The sequence below is a fragment of the Curtobacterium sp. APC 4022 genome, from assembly GCF_030407555.1.
GTDB lineage: Bacteria > Actinomycetota > Actinomycetes > Actinomycetales > Microbacteriaceae > Curtobacterium.
In genome coordinates this window covers 13364-32821 of the sequence record NZ_JASDDD010000023.1, presented here as the reverse complement: position 1 = coordinate 32821, position 19458 = coordinate 13364, and the positions used below count along the sequence as shown (strand labels likewise).

18 protein-coding genes are annotated in these 19458 nt (G+C 70.1%); 6 read left to right on the top strand and 12 right to left on the bottom strand.

All coding sequences use genetic code 11. The annotated features are described in order from the left end of the window. The first annotated feature begins 33 nt into the window (after positions 1–33). On the top strand, positions 34–1938 hold the full coding sequence (locus tag QL987_RS09275; protein ID WP_290157342.1) for a beta-galactosidase family protein: 1905 nt from the start codon (positions 34–36) through the stop codon (positions 1936–1938). 78 nt (positions 1939–2016) lie between these two features. Here the strand turns inward: QL987_RS09275 and QL987_RS09270 are convergent, their stop codons facing one another. The 3 genes from QL987_RS09270 to QL987_RS09260 form a co-directional block, all read right to left on the bottom strand. Next, positions 2017–2319: a hypothetical protein gene (locus tag QL987_RS09270; RefSeq protein WP_111074778.1), complete on the bottom strand. Its 303-nt coding sequence runs from the start codon at positions 2317–2319 to the stop codon at positions 2017–2019. Positions 2320–2609: 290 nt separating this feature from the next. After that, entirely contained in the window at positions 2610–3071 is a 462-nt protein-coding gene (locus tag QL987_RS09265; RefSeq protein ID WP_290157341.1) for a hypothetical protein, read from the bottom strand. After that, positions 3068–3379, bottom strand: coding sequence for a biopolymer transporter Tol (locus QL987_RS09260; protein ID WP_290157340.1), 312 nt, complete (start codon positions 3377–3379; stop codon positions 3068–3070). Before QL987_RS09260 ends, QL987_RS09265 begins: the two co-directional genes overlap by 4 nt. A gap of 60 nt (positions 3380–3439) precedes the next feature. Here QL987_RS09260 and QL987_RS09255 point away from each other — a divergent pair, with 60 nt between their 5' ends. Together QL987_RS09255 and QL987_RS09250 are read left to right on the top strand one after the other, a co-directional pair. Beyond that, the gene (locus tag QL987_RS09255) at positions 3440–4513 is read left to right on the top strand and encodes a spore photoproduct lyase family protein (RefSeq protein ID WP_290157339.1); all 1074 of its coding nucleotides are present in this window, start codon (positions 3440–3442) and stop codon (positions 4511–4513) included. Between the two features lie 51 nt (positions 4514–4564). After that, positions 4565–5158 carry a nucleotidyltransferase domain-containing protein gene (locus tag QL987_RS09250; protein WP_290157338.1) on the top strand — a complete coding sequence of 198 codons (594 nt, stop codon included), beginning with the start codon at positions 4565–4567 and terminating at the stop codon, positions 5156–5158. A 182-nt stretch (positions 5159–5340) separates the two neighbouring features. Here QL987_RS09250 and QL987_RS09245 read toward each other — a convergent pair whose 3' ends face one another. Both QL987_RS09245 and QL987_RS09240 read right to left on the bottom strand, forming a co-directional pair. Next, complete coding sequence (locus QL987_RS09245; protein ID WP_221852292.1) at positions 5341–5517, bottom strand: CsbD family protein; 177 nt, start codon at positions 5515–5517, stop codon at positions 5341–5343. A gap of 137 nt (positions 5518–5654) precedes the next feature. Further along, positions 5655–6053, bottom strand: a complete 399-nt coding sequence (locus tag QL987_RS09240) for a DUF3253 domain-containing protein (protein WP_221852294.1) — start codon at positions 6051–6053, stop codon at positions 5655–5657. A 92-nt stretch (positions 6054–6145) separates the two neighbouring features. On the opposite strand from QL987_RS09240, the gene QL987_RS09235 reads away from it, so the two are divergent. Further along, positions 6146–7522 (top strand): alpha-amylase family glycosyl hydrolase, encoded by a 1377-nt coding sequence (locus tag QL987_RS09235; protein WP_290157337.1) that lies wholly within the window; start codon positions 6146–6148, stop codon positions 7520–7522. A gap of 93 nt (positions 7523–7615) precedes the next feature. Here QL987_RS09235 and mmsB read toward each other — a convergent pair whose 3' ends face one another. The 3 genes from mmsB to chvE form a co-directional block, all read right to left on the bottom strand. Beyond that, positions 7616–8797 carry a multiple monosaccharide ABC transporter permease gene (gene mmsB, locus QL987_RS09230; RefSeq protein WP_290157336.1) on the bottom strand — a complete coding sequence of 394 codons (1182 nt, stop codon included), beginning with the start codon at positions 8795–8797 and terminating at the stop codon, positions 7616–7618. Further along, positions 8784–10334, bottom strand: coding sequence for a multiple monosaccharide ABC transporter ATP-binding protein (mmsA, locus tag QL987_RS09225; RefSeq protein WP_290157335.1), 1551 nt, complete (start codon positions 10332–10334; stop codon positions 8784–8786). Before mmsA ends, mmsB begins: the two co-directional genes overlap by 14 nt. 114 nt (positions 10335–10448) lie before the next feature. Next, positions 10449–11582, bottom strand: a complete 1134-nt coding sequence (gene chvE, locus QL987_RS09220; RefSeq protein WP_290157334.1) for a multiple monosaccharide ABC transporter substrate-binding protein — start codon at positions 11580–11582, stop codon at positions 10449–10451. A gap of 185 nt (positions 11583–11767) precedes the next feature. On the opposite strand from chvE, the gene QL987_RS09215 reads away from it, so the two are divergent. Next, the gene (locus QL987_RS09215) at positions 11768–12826 is read left to right on the top strand and encodes a substrate-binding domain-containing protein (protein WP_290157333.1); all 1059 of its coding nucleotides are present in this window, start codon (positions 11768–11770) and stop codon (positions 12824–12826) included. A gap of 75 nt (positions 12827–12901) precedes the next feature. Here QL987_RS09215 and QL987_RS09210 read toward each other — a convergent pair whose 3' ends face one another. The 4 genes from QL987_RS09210 to QL987_RS09195 all read right to left on the bottom strand — a co-directional run bounded on the left by QL987_RS09210 (position 12902) and on the right by QL987_RS09195 (position 18199). Next, positions 12902–13855 carry a carbohydrate ABC transporter permease gene (locus QL987_RS09210; protein WP_290157332.1) on the bottom strand — a complete coding sequence of 318 codons (954 nt, stop codon included), beginning with the start codon at positions 13853–13855 and terminating at the stop codon, positions 12902–12904. A gap of 4 nt (positions 13856–13859) precedes the next feature. Further along, entirely contained in the window at positions 13860–14825 is a 966-nt protein-coding gene (locus QL987_RS09205; protein ID WP_221852307.1) for a sugar ABC transporter permease, read from the bottom strand. Positions 14826–14892: 67 nt separating this feature from the next. Further along, positions 14893–16200 carry a sugar ABC transporter substrate-binding protein gene (locus tag QL987_RS09200; RefSeq protein WP_290157331.1) on the bottom strand — a complete coding sequence of 436 codons (1308 nt, stop codon included), beginning with the start codon at positions 16198–16200 and terminating at the stop codon, positions 14893–14895. 4 nt (positions 16201–16204) lie between these two features. Beyond that, complete coding sequence (locus tag QL987_RS09195; RefSeq protein ID WP_290157330.1) at positions 16205–18199, bottom strand: beta-L-arabinofuranosidase domain-containing protein; 1995 nt, start codon at positions 18197–18199, stop codon at positions 16205–16207. 166 nt (positions 18200–18365) lie between these two features. Here QL987_RS09195 and QL987_RS09190 point away from each other — a divergent pair, with 166 nt between their 5' ends. Then, the gene (locus QL987_RS09190; protein ID WP_290157329.1) at positions 18366–19364 is read left to right on the top strand and encodes a LacI family DNA-binding transcriptional regulator; all 999 of its coding nucleotides are present in this window, start codon (positions 18366–18368) and stop codon (positions 19362–19364) included. Positions 19365–19458: the final 94 nt, after the last annotated feature.

Genomic DNA, 19458 nt, shown 5'->3' with positions numbered 1-19458 from the left:
CGGCACCGACGTGCTCCCACAGAAAGCAACGACATGCGCTTCGCCATCGGCGACACCGACTTCCTGCTCGACGGGCAGCCGCACCGGGTGCTCTCCGGTGCGATCCACTACTTCCGCGTCCACCCCGACCTGTGGGCCGACCGGATCCGCAAGGCCAAGCTCATGGGCCTGAACACCGTCGAGACCTACGTCGCCTGGAACGCACACGAGGCCACCCCCGGCACCTTCGACTTCACCGGCGGGCTGGACCTCGGCCGGTTCCTGGACCTGGTCGCCGCCGAGGGGATGCACGCCATCGTCCGCCCCGGCCCCTACATCTGCGCCGAGTGGACCAACGGCGGGTTGCCGTTCTGGCTGTTCACCGACGGCACGGTCGGCATCCGCCGCGACGAACCGCAGTTCCTCGCCGCCGTCGGCCGCTACCTCGACGCCCTCGCCCCGATCCTGGTGCCCCGGCAGATCGACGCCGGTGGCCCGATCGTGCTCGTGCAGGTCGAGAACGAGTACGGCGCCTACGGCTCCGACCCGGTGTACCTCGAGAAGCTCGAGCGGATGCACCGCGACATCGGGCTCACCGTCCCCTTCACGAGCGTCGACCAGCCGATGGACTCGATGCTCGAGGACGGCTCGCTGCCGTCGCTGCACAAGACCGGTTCGTTCGGGTCCCGCTCCACGGAGCGCCTCGCACGGCTGCGGCAGGCGCAGCCGACCGGGCCGCTGATGTGCTCGGAGTTCTGGGACGGCTGGTTCGACAGCTGGGGCGAGCACCACCACACCACCTCCGCCGCGGCCTCGGCCTCGGACCTGGACGACCTGCTCGCCGCCGGCGGCTCGGTCAACGTCTACATGTTCCACGGCGGCACGAACTTCGGCTTCACGAACGGCGCGAACGACAAGGGCGTCTACCGGCCGATCGCGACGTCGTACGACTACGACGCCCCGCTCGACGAGGCCGGCCGCCCCACCGAGAAGTTCCACGCCTTCCGAGACGTCATCGCCCGGTACGCGCCCGTCCCGGAGCTGCCGGCGTCGATGCAGCCCGGCGGGTCCGGTCGGCTCGCGTCCGGTGCCGGGCTCGCGTCCTCGTCGGCTGACGGCCTGGAGGCACGTCCCACCCCCGCCGCGGACGTCGCCGTCCGCCTCGACCACGTCCTGCCGCTCGTCGACCTGCTGCCGACGATGACCAGCTGGACCACCCACGAGACGCCACCGACCTTCGACCAGTTGGGCGCGGCCTCCGGGTTCGTCCTGTACCGGACGGAGGTCGACCTGCCCACCGGTGGCGTGCTGACCGTCGCCGAGGAGGTCCGCGACCGCGTGCTCGTCCGCGTCGACGGACAGACCGTCGGTGTCCTGGAGCGGGAGCACCACGACCGTGCGATCGCGCTGCCACCGGTGACGGGCCTCCTGGAACTGCTCGTCGAGGACCAGGGCCGCGTCGACTACGGTCCCCGGATCGGTGAGCCGAAGGGGCTGATCGGCGCCGTCCGGATCGGCGGCGACGTGCTGTCGCGCTGGACCGTGTCGCCCCTGGCGCTCGACCCGGTGCCGGCGGCGGCGCTCGACATGCTGCGGACCGCACCGGTGTCGAGTGTGGCGAGTGTGTCGGCTGTGTCGGCTGTGTCGGCTGTGTCGACTGGGTCGACGGGGGAGACCCTCGCCGGTCCGGTGTTCGCGATGGGCTCGTTCGAGCTGCCGGAGCGCGGCGCGGACCTCGACCGCTACCTGGCGCTCGACGGGTTCCGGAAGGGCGTCGCCTGGGTCAACGGCTTCTGCCTGGGCCGGTACTGGTCGCGTGGGCCACAGCACACGCTGGCCGTGCCGGGGCCGGTGCTCCGGGCGGGTCGGAACGAGGTCGTCGTGTTCGAGGTGCACGCCTCGGCGGCACGCACCGTGTGCCTGTGCGTCGAACCGTCACTCGGGCACACCGAGGGCTGAGCGGTCTGAACCGCTCGCACGACGAACGGCCCCGGGATGTCCGGGGCCGTTCGTCGTGTGGTGGTCGCTCGCTCGTCGTCAGCAGGTCGGCTCCGGCACGAGCACCGCGATCCGGCGGACCCGCACCACCGGGACACCGCCGCGGTCGCCGAGACGCTCACCGGCGAAGCGGACGAGCACCCCGGGCTCGGTCCGCTCGGCTTCGACGAGTGCGGCGGCCTGGGCCGGCGTCACCAGGAGCTCCCACGGTCGGCGGACGCCCGCGGCGTCCTCGGAGCAGAGTTCGAGCAGCACGCCGACCCGGGCGCCGGCCGGTCCCTCGGCCGTCGTCGTGCCGGTGCGCAGCCCCACCAGTGCGCCCGTGTGCGTGATGTCGTTCATGGTCCCCCTCGGTCCTCGGCGTCCTCGCCGCGACGAGCCTACGGCGGCGAGGATCGCTCGCACCTCATCCGGAAGGTGGGGAATCGCCGGAGCCGCGTCCATCGGACGGGTGAGCGGCGGGCGCGGTGCGCTGTCGGCTGCCGCCCGGGGCGCCGAGGTCGCACGACGCGCCGTCGCCCGGTCGCCGACGTTGCACGACGCGCCGTCGCCTGGTCGCCGAAGTCGCACGACCTGCCGGCTCGTCGGGCACCGGGCGGCAGAACGTGCGACTTCGGCTGACGGGTACTGCGTCAGAACGCCCGGGCACCGGCCCATTCCCGGACGCGGAGGAGGCCCTCCCGGCGCCAGATCCAGTACGGCGCGAACTTCGTGCCGTCGTCCTCGTAGGCCTTCGTCAGGAGCCCGATCTGTCGGCGGCGCTGGTGCCCGGTCTCGTCCACCCATTCGACGCACCCGTCGTCGAGCACGGTCGTGATCTGCGCGCGCGGCACCGACCAGCTCAGGACGTACCCGTCGTAGCGCAGCTCCTGGTCGCCCAAGCGGACCGCGACCCGCCGAGCACGAGCGGTCGTCCACGCGCCGAAGCCCACCATGAAAACGCCGATGGCCACGATGAACACGCGAGCCGACGTTTCCTGGACGAAGGCGACCGCGATGAGGACAGCGCCGACCACGATCTGCAGGGGACCGAGTGCGGCGGTGTTCGCACCCCGCTCCCACGCGGGGGCACGGATGACCTCGTCGTCGGTCACGGCGACTCGTCGAGCCGGTCGAGCTCCGCGAGGGCCTGTTCTGCCTGGGTCAGCCGCTCGGGCTCGGGCCGGGTCCACCACTCGGGCCCCCGCTCGCCGAGCCCGTGCTTGGCGAGGCCGTTCCGGTGTCGGGCCCGCGCGACGGCGTCCTCGTCCCCGGCCCGGTTCGCCAGCTTCACCCCGTTCCGCCCGCGGCCGAGGTGGGACCGGAGCCGAGCAGCGACGTCTTCGGGGAGTGTCGGGTCCGTCCGCCGCCACCGTCGTCCGTTCACGACGAAGAAGTGGTCGTCCTCCACGCCAGCGGTCATGCCCCGAGTCTGCCCGAGCGACGTCCGAGCTGTCGGTGGTGGCGGGTACAACGGACTGCGATGACCGACTCCCGCGCGCGCCCGCTGCTCGACGTCACACGCATCTACGCCGAGGACGCCGCCCTCGAACTCCCGCGGGGCCAGGAGATCGTCGGGCGGTGGCCGGAGGCCGAGATCGTCCCGGTCGCGTCGCACTGGCAGATCCCCGAGGTGCACGGCGACGAGCGCAACGTCGCGCGGTGGGTCCGGATCAAGACCGAGGCGCTCGTGCTCGGCGTGAAGAAGTCGATCGTCACCCGGCCCAACGGTCGGTCCGCCGACTTCATCGCGCCCTCGACCGCGAACGGCTGCGCGATGGCGTGCGCGTACTGCTACGTCCCCCGACGCAAGGGCTACAGCAACCCGATCACCGTCTTCGCGAACATCGAGCAGATCACGAAGCACCTGGCCCGGAACATCCACAAGCAGGGTCCGAAGACCGAACCGAACCAGTGCGATCCCGACGCGTGGGTGTTCGACATCGGCGAGAACAGCGACTGCTCGGTCGACGCGATGCTCAGCGACAACGTCCGCGACCTCTGCGACCTGTTCCGGATGACCCCGACCGCGAAGGCCTCGTTCGCGACGAAGTACGTCAACCGGGACCTGCTCGACTGGGACCCGATGGGACGCACCCGGATCCGGTTCTCGCTCATGCCCCACGAGACCGCGAAGGTGACGGACATCCGCACCTCGCCGATCGCCGAACGGATCGCTGCCGTCAACGACTTCGTCGATGCCGGGTACGAGGTCCACCTGAACTTCTCGCCCGTGATCCTCACCCCGACGTGGGAAGCCGACTGGGCCGCGATGCTGCGGGAGGTCGACGACGTCCTGTCGCCCGCAGCGAAGGCCCAGCTGGCGGCCGAGGTGATCTTCCTCACCCACAACGAGCAGCTGCACGAGGTGAACCTGGGCTGGCACCCGAAGGCCGAGGACCTGCTCTGGCGTCCGGAGTTGCAGGAGCAGAAGCTGTCCCAGAACGGTGCGGTCAACATCCGGTACCGCGCGGCGATGAAGGCGCGGCACATCGAACGCTTCCGGCAGCTCGTCGCCGAGAACCTGCCGTCCTGCCGGATCCGGTACGCCTTCTGACGGTGTACACAATCCGTGTACACATGTACCGATCAGCGGTACACTCGCGGGATGCAACGCGCCGCTCCACTCGCCACCCTCGTCGGCCCCACGCAGGCCGACGCCCTCCGCGTCCTCGCCCGGACCGACACCGCCATGACCGGGCGGCAGGTGGCTCGCGTCGCCGGCGCCGCCCAGCACACGGGGATCAAGCGGGCTCTCGACAAACTCGAGCACTCCGGCTTGGTGCACGTCGAGCGTGGTCTGCAGCACTCCGCCTACCAGGTCAACCGGGAGCACCTGCTGTGGCCGGCGGTCGAGCTCGTGCTCGGGGCTCGTGCGGAGCTCGAGCGGCGCATCCACGACTTCATCGCTGCTGCCGAAGCCGACGTGCTGTCGGTCTCGCTCTTCGGATCGCTCGCCCGGGGCACGGCCACCGACGAGTCTGACGTCGACCTGCTCGTGGTGTTCGCGGCGGAGACGGACGTCGACGTGGTCGTTCGCCTCGGTGATCTCGTGCAGCGCTGGACGGGCAACGAGTGTCAGGTCTTCGACGTGACGCGTGCTGACCTGGAGCGGTTCGCCGCCGAGGGTGACCCGCTCGTGGGCTCGTGGCGAGCCGACGCGCACACCGTCTACGGCTCCGACATCCGTTCACTCGTCTGATGCCGCCTCGGACACGCGCGATGGACGCGTGTGCAGTCCGGATGCGGCGCGACGAGGAGCGCCTGGTCGTCACGATGCGGCAGAAGACCGACACGACTCGCTGACCAAGTCGGTGGACAAGCCCGGGAACGACGAACGCCCGCACCGCGAGCGGTACGGGCGTCACGTGGTGGTGCCGGCGGTCACTTGCCGTCGACGGCGTCCTTGGCCTTCTCGGTCTCCATACGAGCCTCGCCCATGCCCTGGTCCTTGTGACCCTGGGCGGTGAGCTCGGCGTCGTCGGTGTGCTTGCCGACGGCCTCTTCGGCCTTGCCGACGATCTTCTGGGTGGCGTCCTTGGCCTTGTCTGCGAGCGACATGGTGTTCCTTCCTGCGGGGATCCGCCGAGGGTCCCCGGCGCGTGCTGCTGACGGTAATCCGTCCGATCCCGCCGCTCACGGCCGGGGCCGAGGGTGGTGTACCCCGACGGCGCTGACGCTGTGCGCAGGATGGTCGTTCAGCGCGGACGGCGGATGCGGATCGGCCCCTTGGCGGTGGACGGGTCGATGACGTTCCCGCCCTGGGTGATCTCGACCTCGCCGCGGGCGACCATGCGTCGGGCGGCGCGGCGGGCGGGTTCCATCAGGTCCCGCCAGTCGTCACCGCCGATCGCACGGGCGGCGTCGGAGGGGCAGATGCTCGAGGTCGCGGCACGGGCGTCGAGCAGCTCGTCGATGGTGCGCTCGAGGGTCCGGTCGGTGTCGTCGAGCTTGTGCCGACGGCAGGCGTCGGAGCACCACTTCGCGTCCGGGCTCGCCGAGTCCGGCATCCGGCGGCCGCACGAGGCGCAGGTGCGCTCGGCATGTGCCGCGTCGAGTCGGCGTGCGTCGTCCTCGGTGCGGATGGCTCGTCCCATGCGCCCATGATCGTCCTCGCCACCGACGCGCTTCCAGGCTGGTGGTACCCCGATCCGCGGTTCCGGCCAGGCCCGGCTGGCAGCATGCAGGGATGGACCACGACGTCGACCGCACTCCCGAGCCCGCCTGGGTCGAGCACGTGATGTGGTGGCACGTCTACCCGCTCGGCTTCGTCGGAGCGGAGATCCGCCCGAGCAGCAGCACCGACAGCAGCACCGACAGCGGCGCGGACAGCGGCACCGACCGCCCCGTGGAGCACCGCCTCGGACATCTGGAGGGGTGGCTCGACCACGTCGTCGACCTCGGCCTCAACGGCCTGCTGCTCGGTCCGGTCTTCGCCAGCTCGACGCACGGCTACGACACGGTCGACCACTTCCGGATCGACCCGCGGCTGGGCGACGACGACGACTTCGACCGACTCGTCACCGCCGCGCACGACCGGGGCATCCGGGTCCTGCTCGACGGCGTCTTCAACCACGTCGGCCGCGAGCACCCTGGCTTCCGGGCCCTCGCCGAGCACGGACCCGATGCCGAGACCGCACCGCTCTTCGCCGTCGACTGGTCCGGGTGGCAGGCCGGGCAGCCGGTCCCCGTCGGTTCGTTCGAGGGGCACGACATCCTGGTGGCGCTCGACCACGCCTCGCCCGCAACGGAGGACCTGGTTGTCCAGATCATGACGCACTGGCTCGAACGCGGCATCGACGGCTGGCGGCTGGACGCGGCCTACGCGGTGCCGCCGGCGTTCTGGGCGACGGTGCTGCCCCGCGTCCGCGAACGGTTCCCGGACGCCTGGTTCTCGGGCGAGGTCATCCACGGCGACACCGCGAGCATCGTCCGCGAGTCGACGATGGACTCCACCACCCAGTACGAACTGTGGCAGGGCATCTGGCACGGCATCGCGGACCGCAACTGCTACGAGCTCGCGCACGCGATCGAGCGCCACGACGAACTGCTCGCCACCTTCGCCCCGACCACCTTCGTCGGCAACCACGACGTCACGCGGATCGCCTCGGCGGTGGGGGAGGGCTTCGTCGGCCACGCCATCGCGGTGCTGTTCACGGTCGCCGGCACCCCGTCGGTCTACGCCGGCGACGAGTTCGCCTGGACCGGTGTGAAGGAGGACCGCGAGGGCGGCGACGACGCGGTCCGCCCGACCTTCCCGCCCGGCCCGCCGCAGGTCAGCGGCACGGCCGCTGCGGTCCTGCACGCCCACCAGGCGCTCGTCGCGCTCCGCCGCCGGCACCCGTGGCTGCACCGCGCCCACACCGACGTGGTGCACCTGGACAACACGGCCCTCGTCCTCCGCACCGCCACCGACCGGGAGGCCGTGGTCACCGCCCTGAACCTCTCGCCTGATCCGGTGGTGCTGCCCGCCGCCGACGCGACGCGGGTGGAGGCGGGCGCGGGCGACCTGCGCGACGGGACCGTGCGCCTCCCGGCCGCCGGCTGGGCCGTCCTGACCCGCTGACTGGAGACGCAAACGAGACTCGGGCTGAGCGACGTTCCGCGCATCAGATGATGCGCGTCCTGTCGCTCAGCCCGAGTCTCGGCTGCGGTACTGCTACTTGCGGCTGCTGGCCGCGCGACGCTTGTTGAAGACGTCGAACGCGACGGCGGCGAGGAGCACCAGGCCCTTGATGAGCTGCTGGTACTCGGTGCCGACACCGAGGATCGACATGCCGTTGTTCAGGATGCCGATGATCAGACCACCGACGATCGCGCCCGGCACGGTACCGATGCCACCGGTGACGGCAGCGCCACCGATGAAGACGGCCGCGATGGCGTCGAGCTCGAACCCGTTGCCTGCGCTCGGCGAGGCGAGGTTGAGCTGACCGGTGAAGACCACGCCGGCGATGGCTGCGATGACGCCCATGTTCACGAAGAGCAGGAACGTGACGCGCTTGGTCTTGACGCCGGACAGCTGCGCGGCGAGCGCATTGCCGCCGATCGCGTAGATGTGCCGACCGAACACCGAGCTGCGCATGACCATCGAGTAGACGATCACCAGCACACCCAGGATGACCAGGACGATCGGGGTGCCGTTGTAGCTGGCGAGCAGCACCGCGACGAACATGACGAGCGCGACGGTGAAGACGAGCTTGGTGATGAACCAGGCGAACGGCTCGTCCTCGAGCTGGTACTTGCGACGGATGGCACGACCGCGGAACGCCGTGATGACCAGGATCGCCGAGGCGACCACGCCGAGGACCATCGTGAGCGGCTCGTAGCCCGACGTGCCGAAGGCCGGCAGGAAGCCCGAGCCCAGCGAGCGGAAGCCGTCCGGGAACGGCGAGATCTGCTGGGTGTGCAGGGCGATCTGCGCGGCACCGCGGAACGCGAGCATGCCCGCGAGCGTCACGATGAACGCCGGGATCCCGAAGTAGGCGATCCAGAAGCCCTGCCAGGCGCCGACCAGGCCGCCGATCACCAGGCAGAGGACGACCGCGATCGGCCACGGGATGTGCCACTGGGTGATCATGACGCCGGCCATCGCACCGGTGAAGGCGACGACGGACCCGACGGACAGGTCGATGTGGCCGGCGATGATGACCATCACCATGCCGATGGCGAGGATGAGGATGTAGCTGTTCTGCACCACCAGGTTCGAGACGTTGATCGGCGCGAGGGTGATCCCGCCGGTCGTCGCCTGGAAGAAGATCACGATGACGATCAGCGCGATGAACAGGCCGATCTGACGGAGCTGCCCGGTGAGGTAGCTGGCGGCGGACTTAAGCGCGTTCATTGACTGGGGTCTCCCGTTCCTGGGTCATGTACTGCATGAGGGTCTCGGGCGTCGCCTCGGAGCGGGGGACGTCCGCCGTGATGCGACCCTCGGAGAGCGTGTAGATGCGGTCACAGATGCCGAGCAGTTCGGGGAGTTCGGAGGAGATCACGATGATCCCCTTCCCCTGGTCGGCGAGCGCGTTGATGATCGTGTAGATCTCGTACTTCGCGCCGACGTCGATGCCGCGGGTGGGCTCGTCGAGGATCAGCACGTCCGGGTCGGCGTACATCCACTTCGACAGGACGACCTTCTGCTGGTTGCCGCCCGAGAGCTTGCCCGTGACGGCGTTCACCGTCGGGGCCTTGATGTTCATGTTCTTGAGGAAGCCACGTGCGACGGTGGTCTCCTCGGAGCTGTTGACGAAGCCCCAGTTGGCGAGCTTGCCGAGGGCTGAACCCGACACGTTGCGCTTGATGTCGTCGATCAGGTTGAGGCCGTAGCGCTTGCGGTCCTCGGTGGCGTAGGCGATGCCGTTGTCGATCGCCGCCGACACGGTGTTCGTCTTGATCGGGACGCCGCGCTTGTAGACGGTGCCGCTGATGCCGGTGCCGTACGAGTGCCCGAAGACGCTCATCGCGAGTTCGGTGCGTCCGGCGCCCATCAGCCCGGCGATGCCGACGATCTCACCGGCGCGGACCATGAGGTTCGCGTCGTGGATGATCTGGCGCGAGGCGTCGAGCGGGTGGTGGACGTTCCAGTCCTCGATGCGGAGGAGCTCTTCGCCCACGTTCGACTCGTGCTCCGGGTAGCGGCTGGACAGGTCGCGACCCACCATGCCGCGGATGATGCGGTCCTCGGAGATCTCGTCGGCGTGCATGTCGAGCGTCTCGATCGTCTGCCCGTCGCGGATGATCGTGACCTTGTCCGCGATCGCCTTGATCTCGTTCAGCTTGTGGCTGATGATGATCGCCGTCATGCCCTCGGCCTGCAGCGACTTGATCAGCTCGAGCAGGTGCGCGGAGTCGTCGTCGTTGAGAGCGGCGGTCGGCTCGTCGAGGATGAGGAGCTTCACCTTCTTCGACAGCGCCTTCGCGATCTCGACGAGCTGCTGCTTGCCGACACCGATGTCCACGATCTTGGTGATCGGGTTGTCCTTGAGACCGACCCGCTTGAGCAGTTCGGCCGCGGCGAGGTTCGTCTTGTTCCAGTCGATGAAGCCGCCCTTGGACCGCTCGTTGCCGAGGAAGATGTTCTCGGCGATCGACAGGAACGGGCTCAGGGCGAGCTCCTGGTGGATGATGACGACGCCGGCTTCCTCGGAGTCGTTGATGTTCGAGAACCGGACCTGCTGGCCCTCGAAGAGGATCTCGCCGTCGAACGTGCCGGCCGGGTAGACGCCCGACAGCACCTTCATCAGCGTCGACTTGCCGGCGCCGTTCTCGCCGCAGATCGCGTGGACCTGGCCGCGTTCGACCTCGATGGAGACGCCCTGCAGCGCCTTCACACCGGGGAACGTCTTGGTGATGTCGCGCATCTCGAGGATGGTGTCCGCCACGTCGACCGCCTTCCGTTCCGCGCGCTGGTGCGCGCTCGAAGAAATAGGGGGAGGACAGACCGGAGGCGCGGTGCGGGACCGCGCCGCGCCTCCGGTCCGTCAGAGGGGTGCGACCTACTGGAGGTCGGATTCCTTGTAGTAACCGGAGTCGACGAGGACCTTCTTGTAGTTGTCCTTCGTGACGACCGTCGGCTGGAACAGGTAGGTCGGGACGACCTTGACCTTGTTGTCGTAGCTCTTGGTGTCGTTGACCTCGGGCTTCTTGCCCGTCAGCAGGTCGTCAGCCATCGTCACGGACTGGGTCGCCAGCTTGCGCGTGTCCTTGTAGATGGTCGAGTACTGCTGGTCGTTGATGATCGACTTGACCGACGCGGCTTCGGCGTCCTGACCCGTGATGGTCGGGAGTGGACGGCTGCTGGTGCCGTAGCCGGCGCCCTGCAGTGCCGAGATGATGCCGATCGACATGCCGTCGTAGGGGGAGAGCACGCCGTTCAGCACGGTGCCGCCCGAGTAGGACTTGGCGATCAGGTTCTGCATGCGGGCCTTGGCGGTCGCCGGGTCCCACTGCTGCGTGGCGGCCTGCGTGAAGCCGTCCTGGCCGGAGCCGATCTTGATCGTGCCGTCCTCGATGTACGGCTTGAGGGTCTTCATCGCGCCGTTGAAGAAGAACGTGGCGTTGTTGTCGTCGGGCGAGCCGGCGAACACCTCGATGTTGAACGGACCCTTCTTGCCGGTCTTCTTGCCGTCCGCGTCGAGCACACCCAGCCCGGTGAGGAGCGAGGTGGCCTGGTCGACGCCGACCTTCTCGTTGTCGAACGAGACGTAGTAGTCGACGTTCTTCGAGCCGGTGAGCAGGCGGTCGTAGGAGATCACCTTGATGCCGGCCTTGGCGGCGTCGTCGAGCTGGTCGGACAGCGAACCACCGTCGATGGACGCGACGATGAGGACCTTCGCGCCCTTCGTGATCATGTTGCTGACCTGCTGGACCTGCTGCGGGATCTTGTTGTCTGCGTACTCGAGGTCGACCTTGTAGCCCTTCTTCTCGAGGTCGCTCTTGACGGCGTTGCCGTCCTTGATCCAGCGCTCCGACACCTTCGTGGGCATCGCGACGCCGACGAGGGCGCCCTTGTTGTCGGTGCTGCTGCCACCGTCGCCGGTCGCGGAACGACCACCGCCGGCGGAGCAAGCGGCCAGGGAGAGAGCGAGGCCGAGGGCTGCGACGCCCGCGACGATCCTGCGCTTCTTCATCGAAGTACCTCTGTTCCTCTCGCGTCGACATCGACGCGTTCAGGTGCGGGGCTGCTGTGTCCCGCTGGGGATGTGATGCTCCAAGTGAGCGCTCACATCATGTGGTCTCCGCCGAGCGGTGTCAACTCGTCGAGACCGGATCGGGATGTCGTGTCCCCGAACTGGTGTCGCGGTACGGTGACCGGATGACGACGACCGCGACGCCGAACGGCAGGGGACGCAAGGCCCCGACGATCTTCGACGTCGCCGAACGGGCCGGCGTCTCCCACCAGACCGTCTCCCGCGTGATCAACGGGGACCCGACCGTCCGGGAGCAGTTCCGGACCAAGGTCACCGACGCCGTCACCGCCCTCGGCTACCGACCCCGGGCAGCGGCCCGGGCCCTCGCCGGCGGCCGCAGCCGGGCTCTCGGACTGGTCAGCGCGGGCGATGCGCTCTACGGACCGTCGAGCACCGCGATCGGCTTCGAACGCGCCGCCCGGACAGCCGGGTACCACGTGCTCCTCTCGACCCTGCCGGACGACCCGAAGCCCGCTGACCTCTCCGAAGCGCTGTCGACCCTGCTGGCGCAGGACGTCGCCGCGGTCGTCCTCGTCGCCGCCGACAACCGGGTGCTCGACGCCCTCGCGTCGCTGACGCTGCCGGTGACGGTGCCCGTCGTCGTCGCGAACGCCGTCCAGCGCGACGCCCTGCCGACCGACCTGGTCGTGCCGGGCAGCGGTGGAGCGACGATCTCCGCGGTCGCCATCGACCAGGCCGCGGGTGCGACCCTGGCGCTGGAGCACCTGTTCGCCCTGGGGCACCGCCGGATCGTGCACATCGCCGGACCGACCGTCTCGCAGGAGGCCGAGGTGCGTCGTGCGACCTACGACCGGACCATGCGTGCCCGTGGCCTGACCCCGGTCGTGTTCGAGGGCGACTGGACCCCGGCGAGTGGCTTCGCGGCCGGCCGGGCGATGGACGTCGCCGCGGTCGACGCGGTGTTCGCCGGGAACGACCAGATGGCGCTCGGCGTCCTGCACGCCTTCGCCGAAGAAGGACTGCGGGTGCCGGACGACGTCGCGGTGATCGGCTTCGACGACGTGCCGGAGGCGGCGCACTTCACCCCGCCGCTGACGACCGTCCGCCAGGACTTCCAGGCGATGGGGGAGCGGGTGCTCGCCTCGGCGCGGGCGCTGCTCGAGGGCGGTCAGCACGACGACGCCCTGTTGCAGCCCGAGCTGGTGGTCCGGCGCAGCACGTGAGCGCACGCAGCGGGGGCGGACACCGACCGGTGCCCGCCCCTGCTGCTCGTCCGACCGGTCTCGCCGGCCCGGTCGTCAGCCCTTCAACGCGCCCGACGACAACCCGGCGACGTAGAACCGCTGCAGTCCGACGTAGAGCGCGATGCACGGGATCATCGCCACGACCGACCCGGCGACGAGGTTGCCGTAGGACACCTGCCCGTACGCCCCGGTCTGCAGGTTGAGCAGCGCCACCGGCAGCGTGTACAGCGAGTCCTTCGTCAGGAACGTCAGGGCTCCGAGGAACTCCGTCCACGACGCCAGGAACGCGTAGAGCGCCGCGGTCGCCGCCCCAGGCAGGAGCAGCGGACGGAGCACGGAGACGACCACCCGGAAGCGCGAGGCCCCGTCGACGAAGGCCGAGTCCTCGAGCTCGGTCGGGATCGACTGGAAGGCGTTCCGCATCACGAACACCCCGAACGGCAGGTTCACCGTCGTGTAGAAGAGCACGAGCCCGAGCAGCGAGTTCGTGAGCTTCATCGCGTTCAGCTCGAGGTACAGCGGCGTCAGGATGGCCTGGAACGGCACCATCATCGTCAGCAGTACCAGCCCGAACACGACACCGGACCCGCGGAACCGGAAGCGCGCGAACCCGTACCCGGCCATCGTCGCGATCACCGCGGTGAGCACCGCCGTGGCGATCGACACGACGAGCGAGTTGACGACACCGGTCAGCAGGTGTGACGACGACGAGAACACGGCGGCGAAGTTCTGCCACCCGAGCTGGAAGAACGTCGCCGGGTCGGGTGCCTGGGTGATGACGGCCTCGGACTGGAACGCCCGCAGGATCGACCAGAGCAGCGGGACGCCGAACACCAGCGCGGACCCGACGCCGGCGATCGCGTAGAGGGTGCGCTTGACCGCGGTGTCGCGCGGGTGCTGGACGCTGCCCTGCTGGTGGCGGCGACGACGCCCGTCGCCGGTGGTGGTCAGGGTGCGCGTGGACAGGTCCGGCGCCCCGAGGGCGGCACGGGAGGTCGTGGTGCTCATGGCGTCAGTCCTTCTCTCGCAGTGCCCAGAACTGGACCACCGTGACGGCGGCGATCACCACGACCAGAGCGATCGACTGGGCGGTCGCGGCCCCGAGCTGCAGGTTCACGAACCCGCGGTTGTAGATCGCGTTGACGATGGTCGTGGTCTCGGTCCCCGGCCCGCCCTGGGTCAGGATGTAGAACTGGTTGAAGGCCAGCAGCGACCCGATGACCGAGATGATGACGCTCAGCGCGATGGTCGAGCGGATCATCGGGATGGTGATGAGCCGCTCGGTCTGCCACCACGACGCGCCCTCGAGCTGCGCGGACTCGTAGACCTCGTCGGGGACGCCCTGCATCGCCGACATGAGCAGCACCATCGTCAGCCCGGACACCGCCCAGACCACGAGCACGCAGATGAGCACCGTCGCCAGCGGGCCGTTCACGAGCCACGCGGTGCTGCCGTCGGTGATCCCGAGCCAGCGGAGCACCAGGTTCACGGCGCCCGAGTTCGGCTGCGCCTCGAGCACGAGCATGAACGACAGCGTCGTCAGCCCGACCACGTAGGGCAGGAAGAACACCGTCCGCAGCACGGTGCTGCCACGGCGGCGGGCCCGGACGAGCACGGCGAGGAAGTACCCGAGCGCCAGGATCGGCAGGGTCACGATCGCCGTGTAGAGCAGCGTGTACAGGATCGCGTGCACGAACGTCGGGTCCTGGAACAGCGTCAGGTAGTTCTGCAACCCGATGAACCGGTACGACCCGATCAGCGGCCAGTTCGTGAACGAGATGTACAGCGCGAACACGAGCGGCGCGAGCACGAATACGGCGACGAACAGGATCGCCGGCGCGACGAGCACCGCGCCGGTCCGGGGCGGGTGGGTGAGTGAGTTGCGGGGCCGAGCCGGGCCGCCGCCGGGGCCGCGGCCCACGGTGGGACGGCCGACACCGGTCCGGCCGGCGGGGCGCCGGGTGGAGATGGTCGACATGCGTGCACCTCTCTGTGCATCAACGAGAGCGAGACGAGCGAGACGAGCGGGAGCGGGACGAGGAGGCTCAGGCCTGGACCTGGTCGAGGATCCGCTGGTAGTCGGACTGCGCCGTCCGCATGGCGGCAGCGCTCCCCGAGCCGAACACGGCCTCGCGGAACATCGCGAAGTACGGCGACGACGGCTGGTTGTTGAGCAGGTTGTACGCCAGCGTCCGCGGCGCGTAGCCCTTCTCGAAGGAGTCCAGCGGCCCGGAGGCCAGCGGGAACCGCTTCCGGTACTCCGGCGTGGCGGCGTCGGACCGGGTCGGGAAGTACCCGCCGTCCGGCAGCGCCTGCTGCTGCCGGAGCCCGTTCGCGTACTGCATGAACGCCCAACCCCCGGACGGGTTCGCCGCCCCGTTCGGGATGCACATGTTGTCGCCGCCGTCGAAGAACGACCGCTTGCCGTCCCACGACGGGATGAGCACGGTCTGCATCTTCGCCCGCATCGCCTTCGTCGCCGCGGGCACGGTGGCCCCGTACGAGGTCGGGAAGATGCCGACCTTGCCGGCCCGGAAGTCCGCTCCCCACGTGGTGCCGGCGTCGGAGTACGTCGCCTTCGACAGCACCCCGTCCCTCCAGAGCTGCCGGTAGAACTCGAGCATCCGTTCCAGGGCCTCGTTGCCGACGATGTTCGCCCGCTGCGAGCCGACCTCGCCGGACATCATGTCGACGCCGGTCGCCCACACGTGCGGCTGGGTGACGAAGCCGATGATGCCGGCGGCGTTGCCGGAGATCGACCAGCCGTACACGTCGTCGCCGGTCTTCCGGATCGCCTTCGCCGCGTCGAGCAGCGTGGACAGGTCCTTCGTCGACTCCTGGACGTCGAGGCCCGCACGCTCGAACAGCTCGGTGTTCACGAACAGCTGCGAGTTGTCCGCCAGGTACGGCAGCCCGTAGTACCGGCCGCGGTACTCGAGCAGGCGCAGGTGGCCGGGGGAGATCGCATCGACGTAGTCGAGGTCCTGCACCACGTCGGTCAGGTCGGCGAACGCGTCGCGGAAGATGAACAGCTGCGAGTTGATGTCGTCGATGTCGACGACGTCCGGCGGCGTCCCGCCACGGATCGCGGTCGCGAGCTTCGTCACGTACTGCGCGTCCGGCACCGGGGTGAGCTGGACCTGCAACTCCGGATTCGCGCGGTTGAAGCCGGCGACGGCCGAGGTCAAACCGGCCTGGGTCGCGGACCGGCACCAGACCTGCACGGTGCCGGTCGCGCCCTTGCCGAAGACGGCCGGCTTCGCGACGACCTTCGGCAGGCTGCCGGAGCACCCGGCCAGGGTGAGGGCTGCCGCACCGGCGACCCCGCCGACGAGGAACGACCTGCGGTCCACGACGTCACCGTGCCAGCGGGAGCCAGACGCGCATCGGCGCGGCCCCTCGGTTCGCCCACGCGTAGTACGGGACGGCGGTCGCGGTGACCTCGCGAGCTGCCGGGAGGCCCGTGGTCGCGTCCGCGGACCCGGCCACGTCGTCGACGCTGGTCGCCTCGCCCGCGCGATCCGTCCCTCCCGGCCCGTCCAGCCGCCGGTACGGCCACGCCGGCTGCACGTGCTCGGCCGGTGCGTGCCCCGGGACCCGCAGCGTGACGACCCCGTCGAGCAGCTCGTCCCGGTGCTCTTCGGTGATCGGCGCCGCCGCGTCCACCGTCAGGTCGTCGACCGTGAAGCCCTGCTGGTCCGCCTGCTCGACCGCGTAGACGAGCGGGCCGCGCTCGATGGCGACCTGCCCGCGGGCGGCGTCGATGCGCGCGTCGGCGACGTACCGGTGCGGCGTCGTGTCGAAGGTGAGCTCGACGGTGTCGCCGGCCGACCACTCGCGGTCGATGACGTGCAGGGTGCCGGCCGACGGACTCGCCTGACTCGCCGAGCCGTCCGGGCCGGTGACGGTCGTGGTGTCCGACCAGGCGGGGATCCGGAGTCCGAGGGCGAGGGGTCCGTCCTCGGTGACGGTGATGCGCACCCGGCCGTCGTGCGGGTACCCGGTCTCGACCTCGACGACGCCGAGCGAGGCGGTCGCGTACTGGTGGACCTGCAGCCCGCCGTCGGTCGCTGTCGCCAGGTAGCCGTCGAGGCTGGCGAAGGTGCGCATGATGTTCGGCGGGCAGCAGGCGCAGTCGAACCAGCCCCGACGGCCGTGGGCGGGGGAGCGGTTCTCGTCCTGGTGTGCGTGGTCGCGCTGCTGCAGCGGGTTGACGTAGAAGTACTCGGTGCCGCCGAGGCTGACGCCCGCCAGGAACGCGTTGTACAGCAGGCGCTCGATCGCGTCGGCGTAGACCGGCTTGCCGGTCGCGAGCAGCAGGCGCCAGGCCCACTGCACCCCGCCGATGGCCGCGCAGGTCTCGGCGTAGCCGCGGTCGGTCGGCAGCTCGTACGGATCGCCGAACGCCTCCCAGTCCCACCGGGCACCGAGGCCGCCGGTGATGAACGCCTTCGTCGCCATCATGTCCGCGAACTGCCGCTCGCTCGCCGCGAGGAGCTCGGTGTCCCCGGTCTCGATCGCGACGTCGACCGCGCCGGCCGCCAGGTACACGGCACGGACCGCGTGGCCCTCCACCGTCGTGGCCTCGCGGCTGGGCACCCGGTCGGAGAAGTACGTCGGCTCGCCGCCGGCCCGCTCGATGATGCCGTGCCCGCGGGCGTCGACGAACCAGTGCGCCAGGTCGAGGTAGGCGCGGGTGCCGGTCTCGCGGTACAGCTCGACCAGGCCCATCTCGACGACGGGGTGACCGTCGACGTCCACGGTCTGGCCGGGGCCGTCGCCGAACGTGCGGACCAGGTGGTCGGCGTTCCGGATCGCGACCTGGAGCAGCGCGTCGTCCCCGGTGGCACGGTGCTGGGCCACGGCCGCCTGGTACAGGTGCCCGGCGCAGTACATCTCGTGGCTCCACTTGAGGTCCGTGTACCGCTCGCCCTTCCCCCGGATCTGCTGCACGGAGTCGAGGTAGCCGTCGTCGGCCTGTGCCTGCGCGTACAGGCTGGTGACCTCGCGCTGCAGCTCCAGCAGGTCGTCCGACGGGGCGCGGCCGTACTCCCACGCCACTGCCTCGAGCCACTTCGTCACGTCGGAGTCCATGAAGACCGGGCCGACCGCCTCGCCCTCCTCGAGCCCGGCGGCGATCCGGAGGTTCCGGAAGTTCCCGGCGGCCTCGAGCAGGGCGTGGGCGCCGCGGATCGCGTCGCGGCCGTTGCGCTGCTGCCGGAGCGCCCAGAAGCCCCTGGTGATCCGGGCGTCACCGGTGGGCAGCGGCCGGAGCGTCAGGCGCGCCTGGGCGGTCGGGAGGACCGGGGTCGCGGTGTGCGCGCCGCGGTCGGTCGCGAGCGTGGTGGTCATGTCGCCTCCTTGCGATGTGACTGGTGCCGTCCGGACTGCATCGTCGCGGGACGGAAAACGCTTTCTGCGGTGGACGTTACGACACGGACGGGAGGCGCGCAAGGGCTTCTTGCATCGGCTTGCGTATGATCATGCGAACGTCCAGAACCTCGGAAAGGTGGTTGCCGTGACGCTCGAACGCACCGGTCAGCCGATCCGGATCACCGACGTCGCCGCGCTCGCCGGGGTGTCGATCGGCACCGCGTCGAAGGCGCTCAACGGCACCGGGCAGCTCCGTGACACCACCCGGCAGCGCGTGAAGGACGCCGCCGAGAAGCTCGGGTTCGTCGGCGACGCCCGGGCCCGCGCGCTGTCCTCGGGGCGGACCTACACGGTCGGCATGATCACCACCGACTCGTTCGGTCGGTTCTCGATCCCGGTGCTGCTCGGTGCCGAGGACGCCCTGTCCGCCGGGCGGATGGCCGTGCTGCTCTGCGACACCCGCGACGACCACGTGCGCGAGGCCCACTACCTGCGCTCCCTGGCGGCCCGCGGCGTCGACGGCGTCATCGTGACCGGCCGCTCCGCCGACGCCCGGCCCCCGATCGACGTGTCGATGCCGGTCGTCTACGCCTTCACCCCCTCCACCGACGACGCCGACGTCTCGATCACCCTCGACGACGCGGCCGGTTCGGCGCTCGTCGCCGCACACGTCCGCTCGCTCGGCCGCCAGCGGGTCGCCGTCGTCACCGGACCCGGACGGCACCGGTCCGCGGTGCGCCGGACGGACGGCGCGTCGACGGAGCTCGGGGCGCACCTGGTGACACCGCCGCTGTTCGGCGAGTGGTCCGAGCGCTGGGGGCGACAGGCCGTGGACGTGCTCGCGCGCCAGGCGCCCGACGTCGACGCGATCGTCTGCGGCAGCGACCAGATCGCCCGTGGCGTGTGCGACCGACTGCGGGAGACCGGACGGTCCGTACCCGGCGACGTCGCGGTGACCGGCTTCGACGACTGGGACGTGATGGCCCTGGCGAGTCGTCCGCCGCTGACCACGGTGGACCTGCGGCTGGAGGAGCTCGGCCGGGTCGCCGGGCAGGCGCTCCTGGCGCTGATCGACGGCGGGACGGCCGCCTCGGCATCGGTCACGCCCTCGCTCGTGATCCGCGAGAGCACCGTCGGCGCCTGACGCCGGCACCCTCCGGTGCACTCGGCGGCGACACGGCCGGGCGAGTTGTCCACGTGAGCGCTCACGCGCTACGGTGTGAGCGCTCACTCGACGG

Coding starts and splice junctions, on each gene's coding strand:
- QL987_RS09270 (WP_111074778.1), bottom strand. CDS start 2,319: ATGAACGACATCACGCACACGGGCGCACTGGTGGGGCTGCGCACCGGC.
- QL987_RS09250 (WP_290157338.1), top strand. CDS start 4,565: ATGCAACGCGCCGCTCCACTCGCCACCCTCGTCGGCCCCACGCAGGCC.
- QL987_RS09235 (WP_290157337.1), top strand. CDS start 6,146: ATGGACCACGACGTCGACCGCACTCCCGAGCCCGCCTGGGTCGAGCAC.
- QL987_RS09255 (WP_290157339.1), top strand. CDS start 3,440: ATGACCGACTCCCGCGCGCGCCCGCTGCTCGACGTCACACGCATCTAC.
- QL987_RS09205 (WP_221852307.1), bottom strand. CDS start 14,825: ATGTCGACCATCTCCACCCGGCGCCCCGCCGGCCGGACCGGTGTCGGC.
- chvE (WP_290157334.1), bottom strand. CDS start 11,582: ATGAAGAAGCGCAGGATCGTCGCGGGCGTCGCAGCCCTCGGCCTCGCT.
- QL987_RS09275 (WP_290157342.1), top strand. CDS start 34: ATGCGCTTCGCCATCGGCGACACCGACTTCCTGCTCGACGGGCAGCCG.
- QL987_RS09195 (WP_290157330.1), bottom strand. CDS start 18,199: ATGACCACCACGCTCGCGACCGACCGCGGCGCGCACACCGCGACCCCG.
- QL987_RS09245 (WP_221852292.1), bottom strand. CDS start 5,517: ATGTCGCTCGCAGACAAGGCCAAGGACGCCACCCAGAAGATCGTCGGC.
- QL987_RS09210 (WP_290157332.1), bottom strand. CDS start 13,855: ATGAGCACCACGACCTCCCGTGCCGCCCTCGGGGCGCCGGACCTGTCC.
- QL987_RS09240 (WP_221852294.1), bottom strand. CDS start 6,053: ATGGGACGAGCCATCCGCACCGAGGACGACGCACGCCGACTCGACGCG.
- mmsB (WP_290157336.1), bottom strand. CDS start 8,797: ATGAACGCGCTTAAGTCCGCCGCCAGCTACCTCACCGGGCAGCTCCGT.
- QL987_RS09215 (WP_290157333.1), top strand. CDS start 11,768: ATGACGACGACCGCGACGCCGAACGGCAGGGGACGCAAGGCCCCGACG.
- QL987_RS09260 (WP_290157340.1), bottom strand. CDS start 3,379: ATGACCGCTGGCGTGGAGGACGACCACTTCTTCGTCGTGAACGGACGA.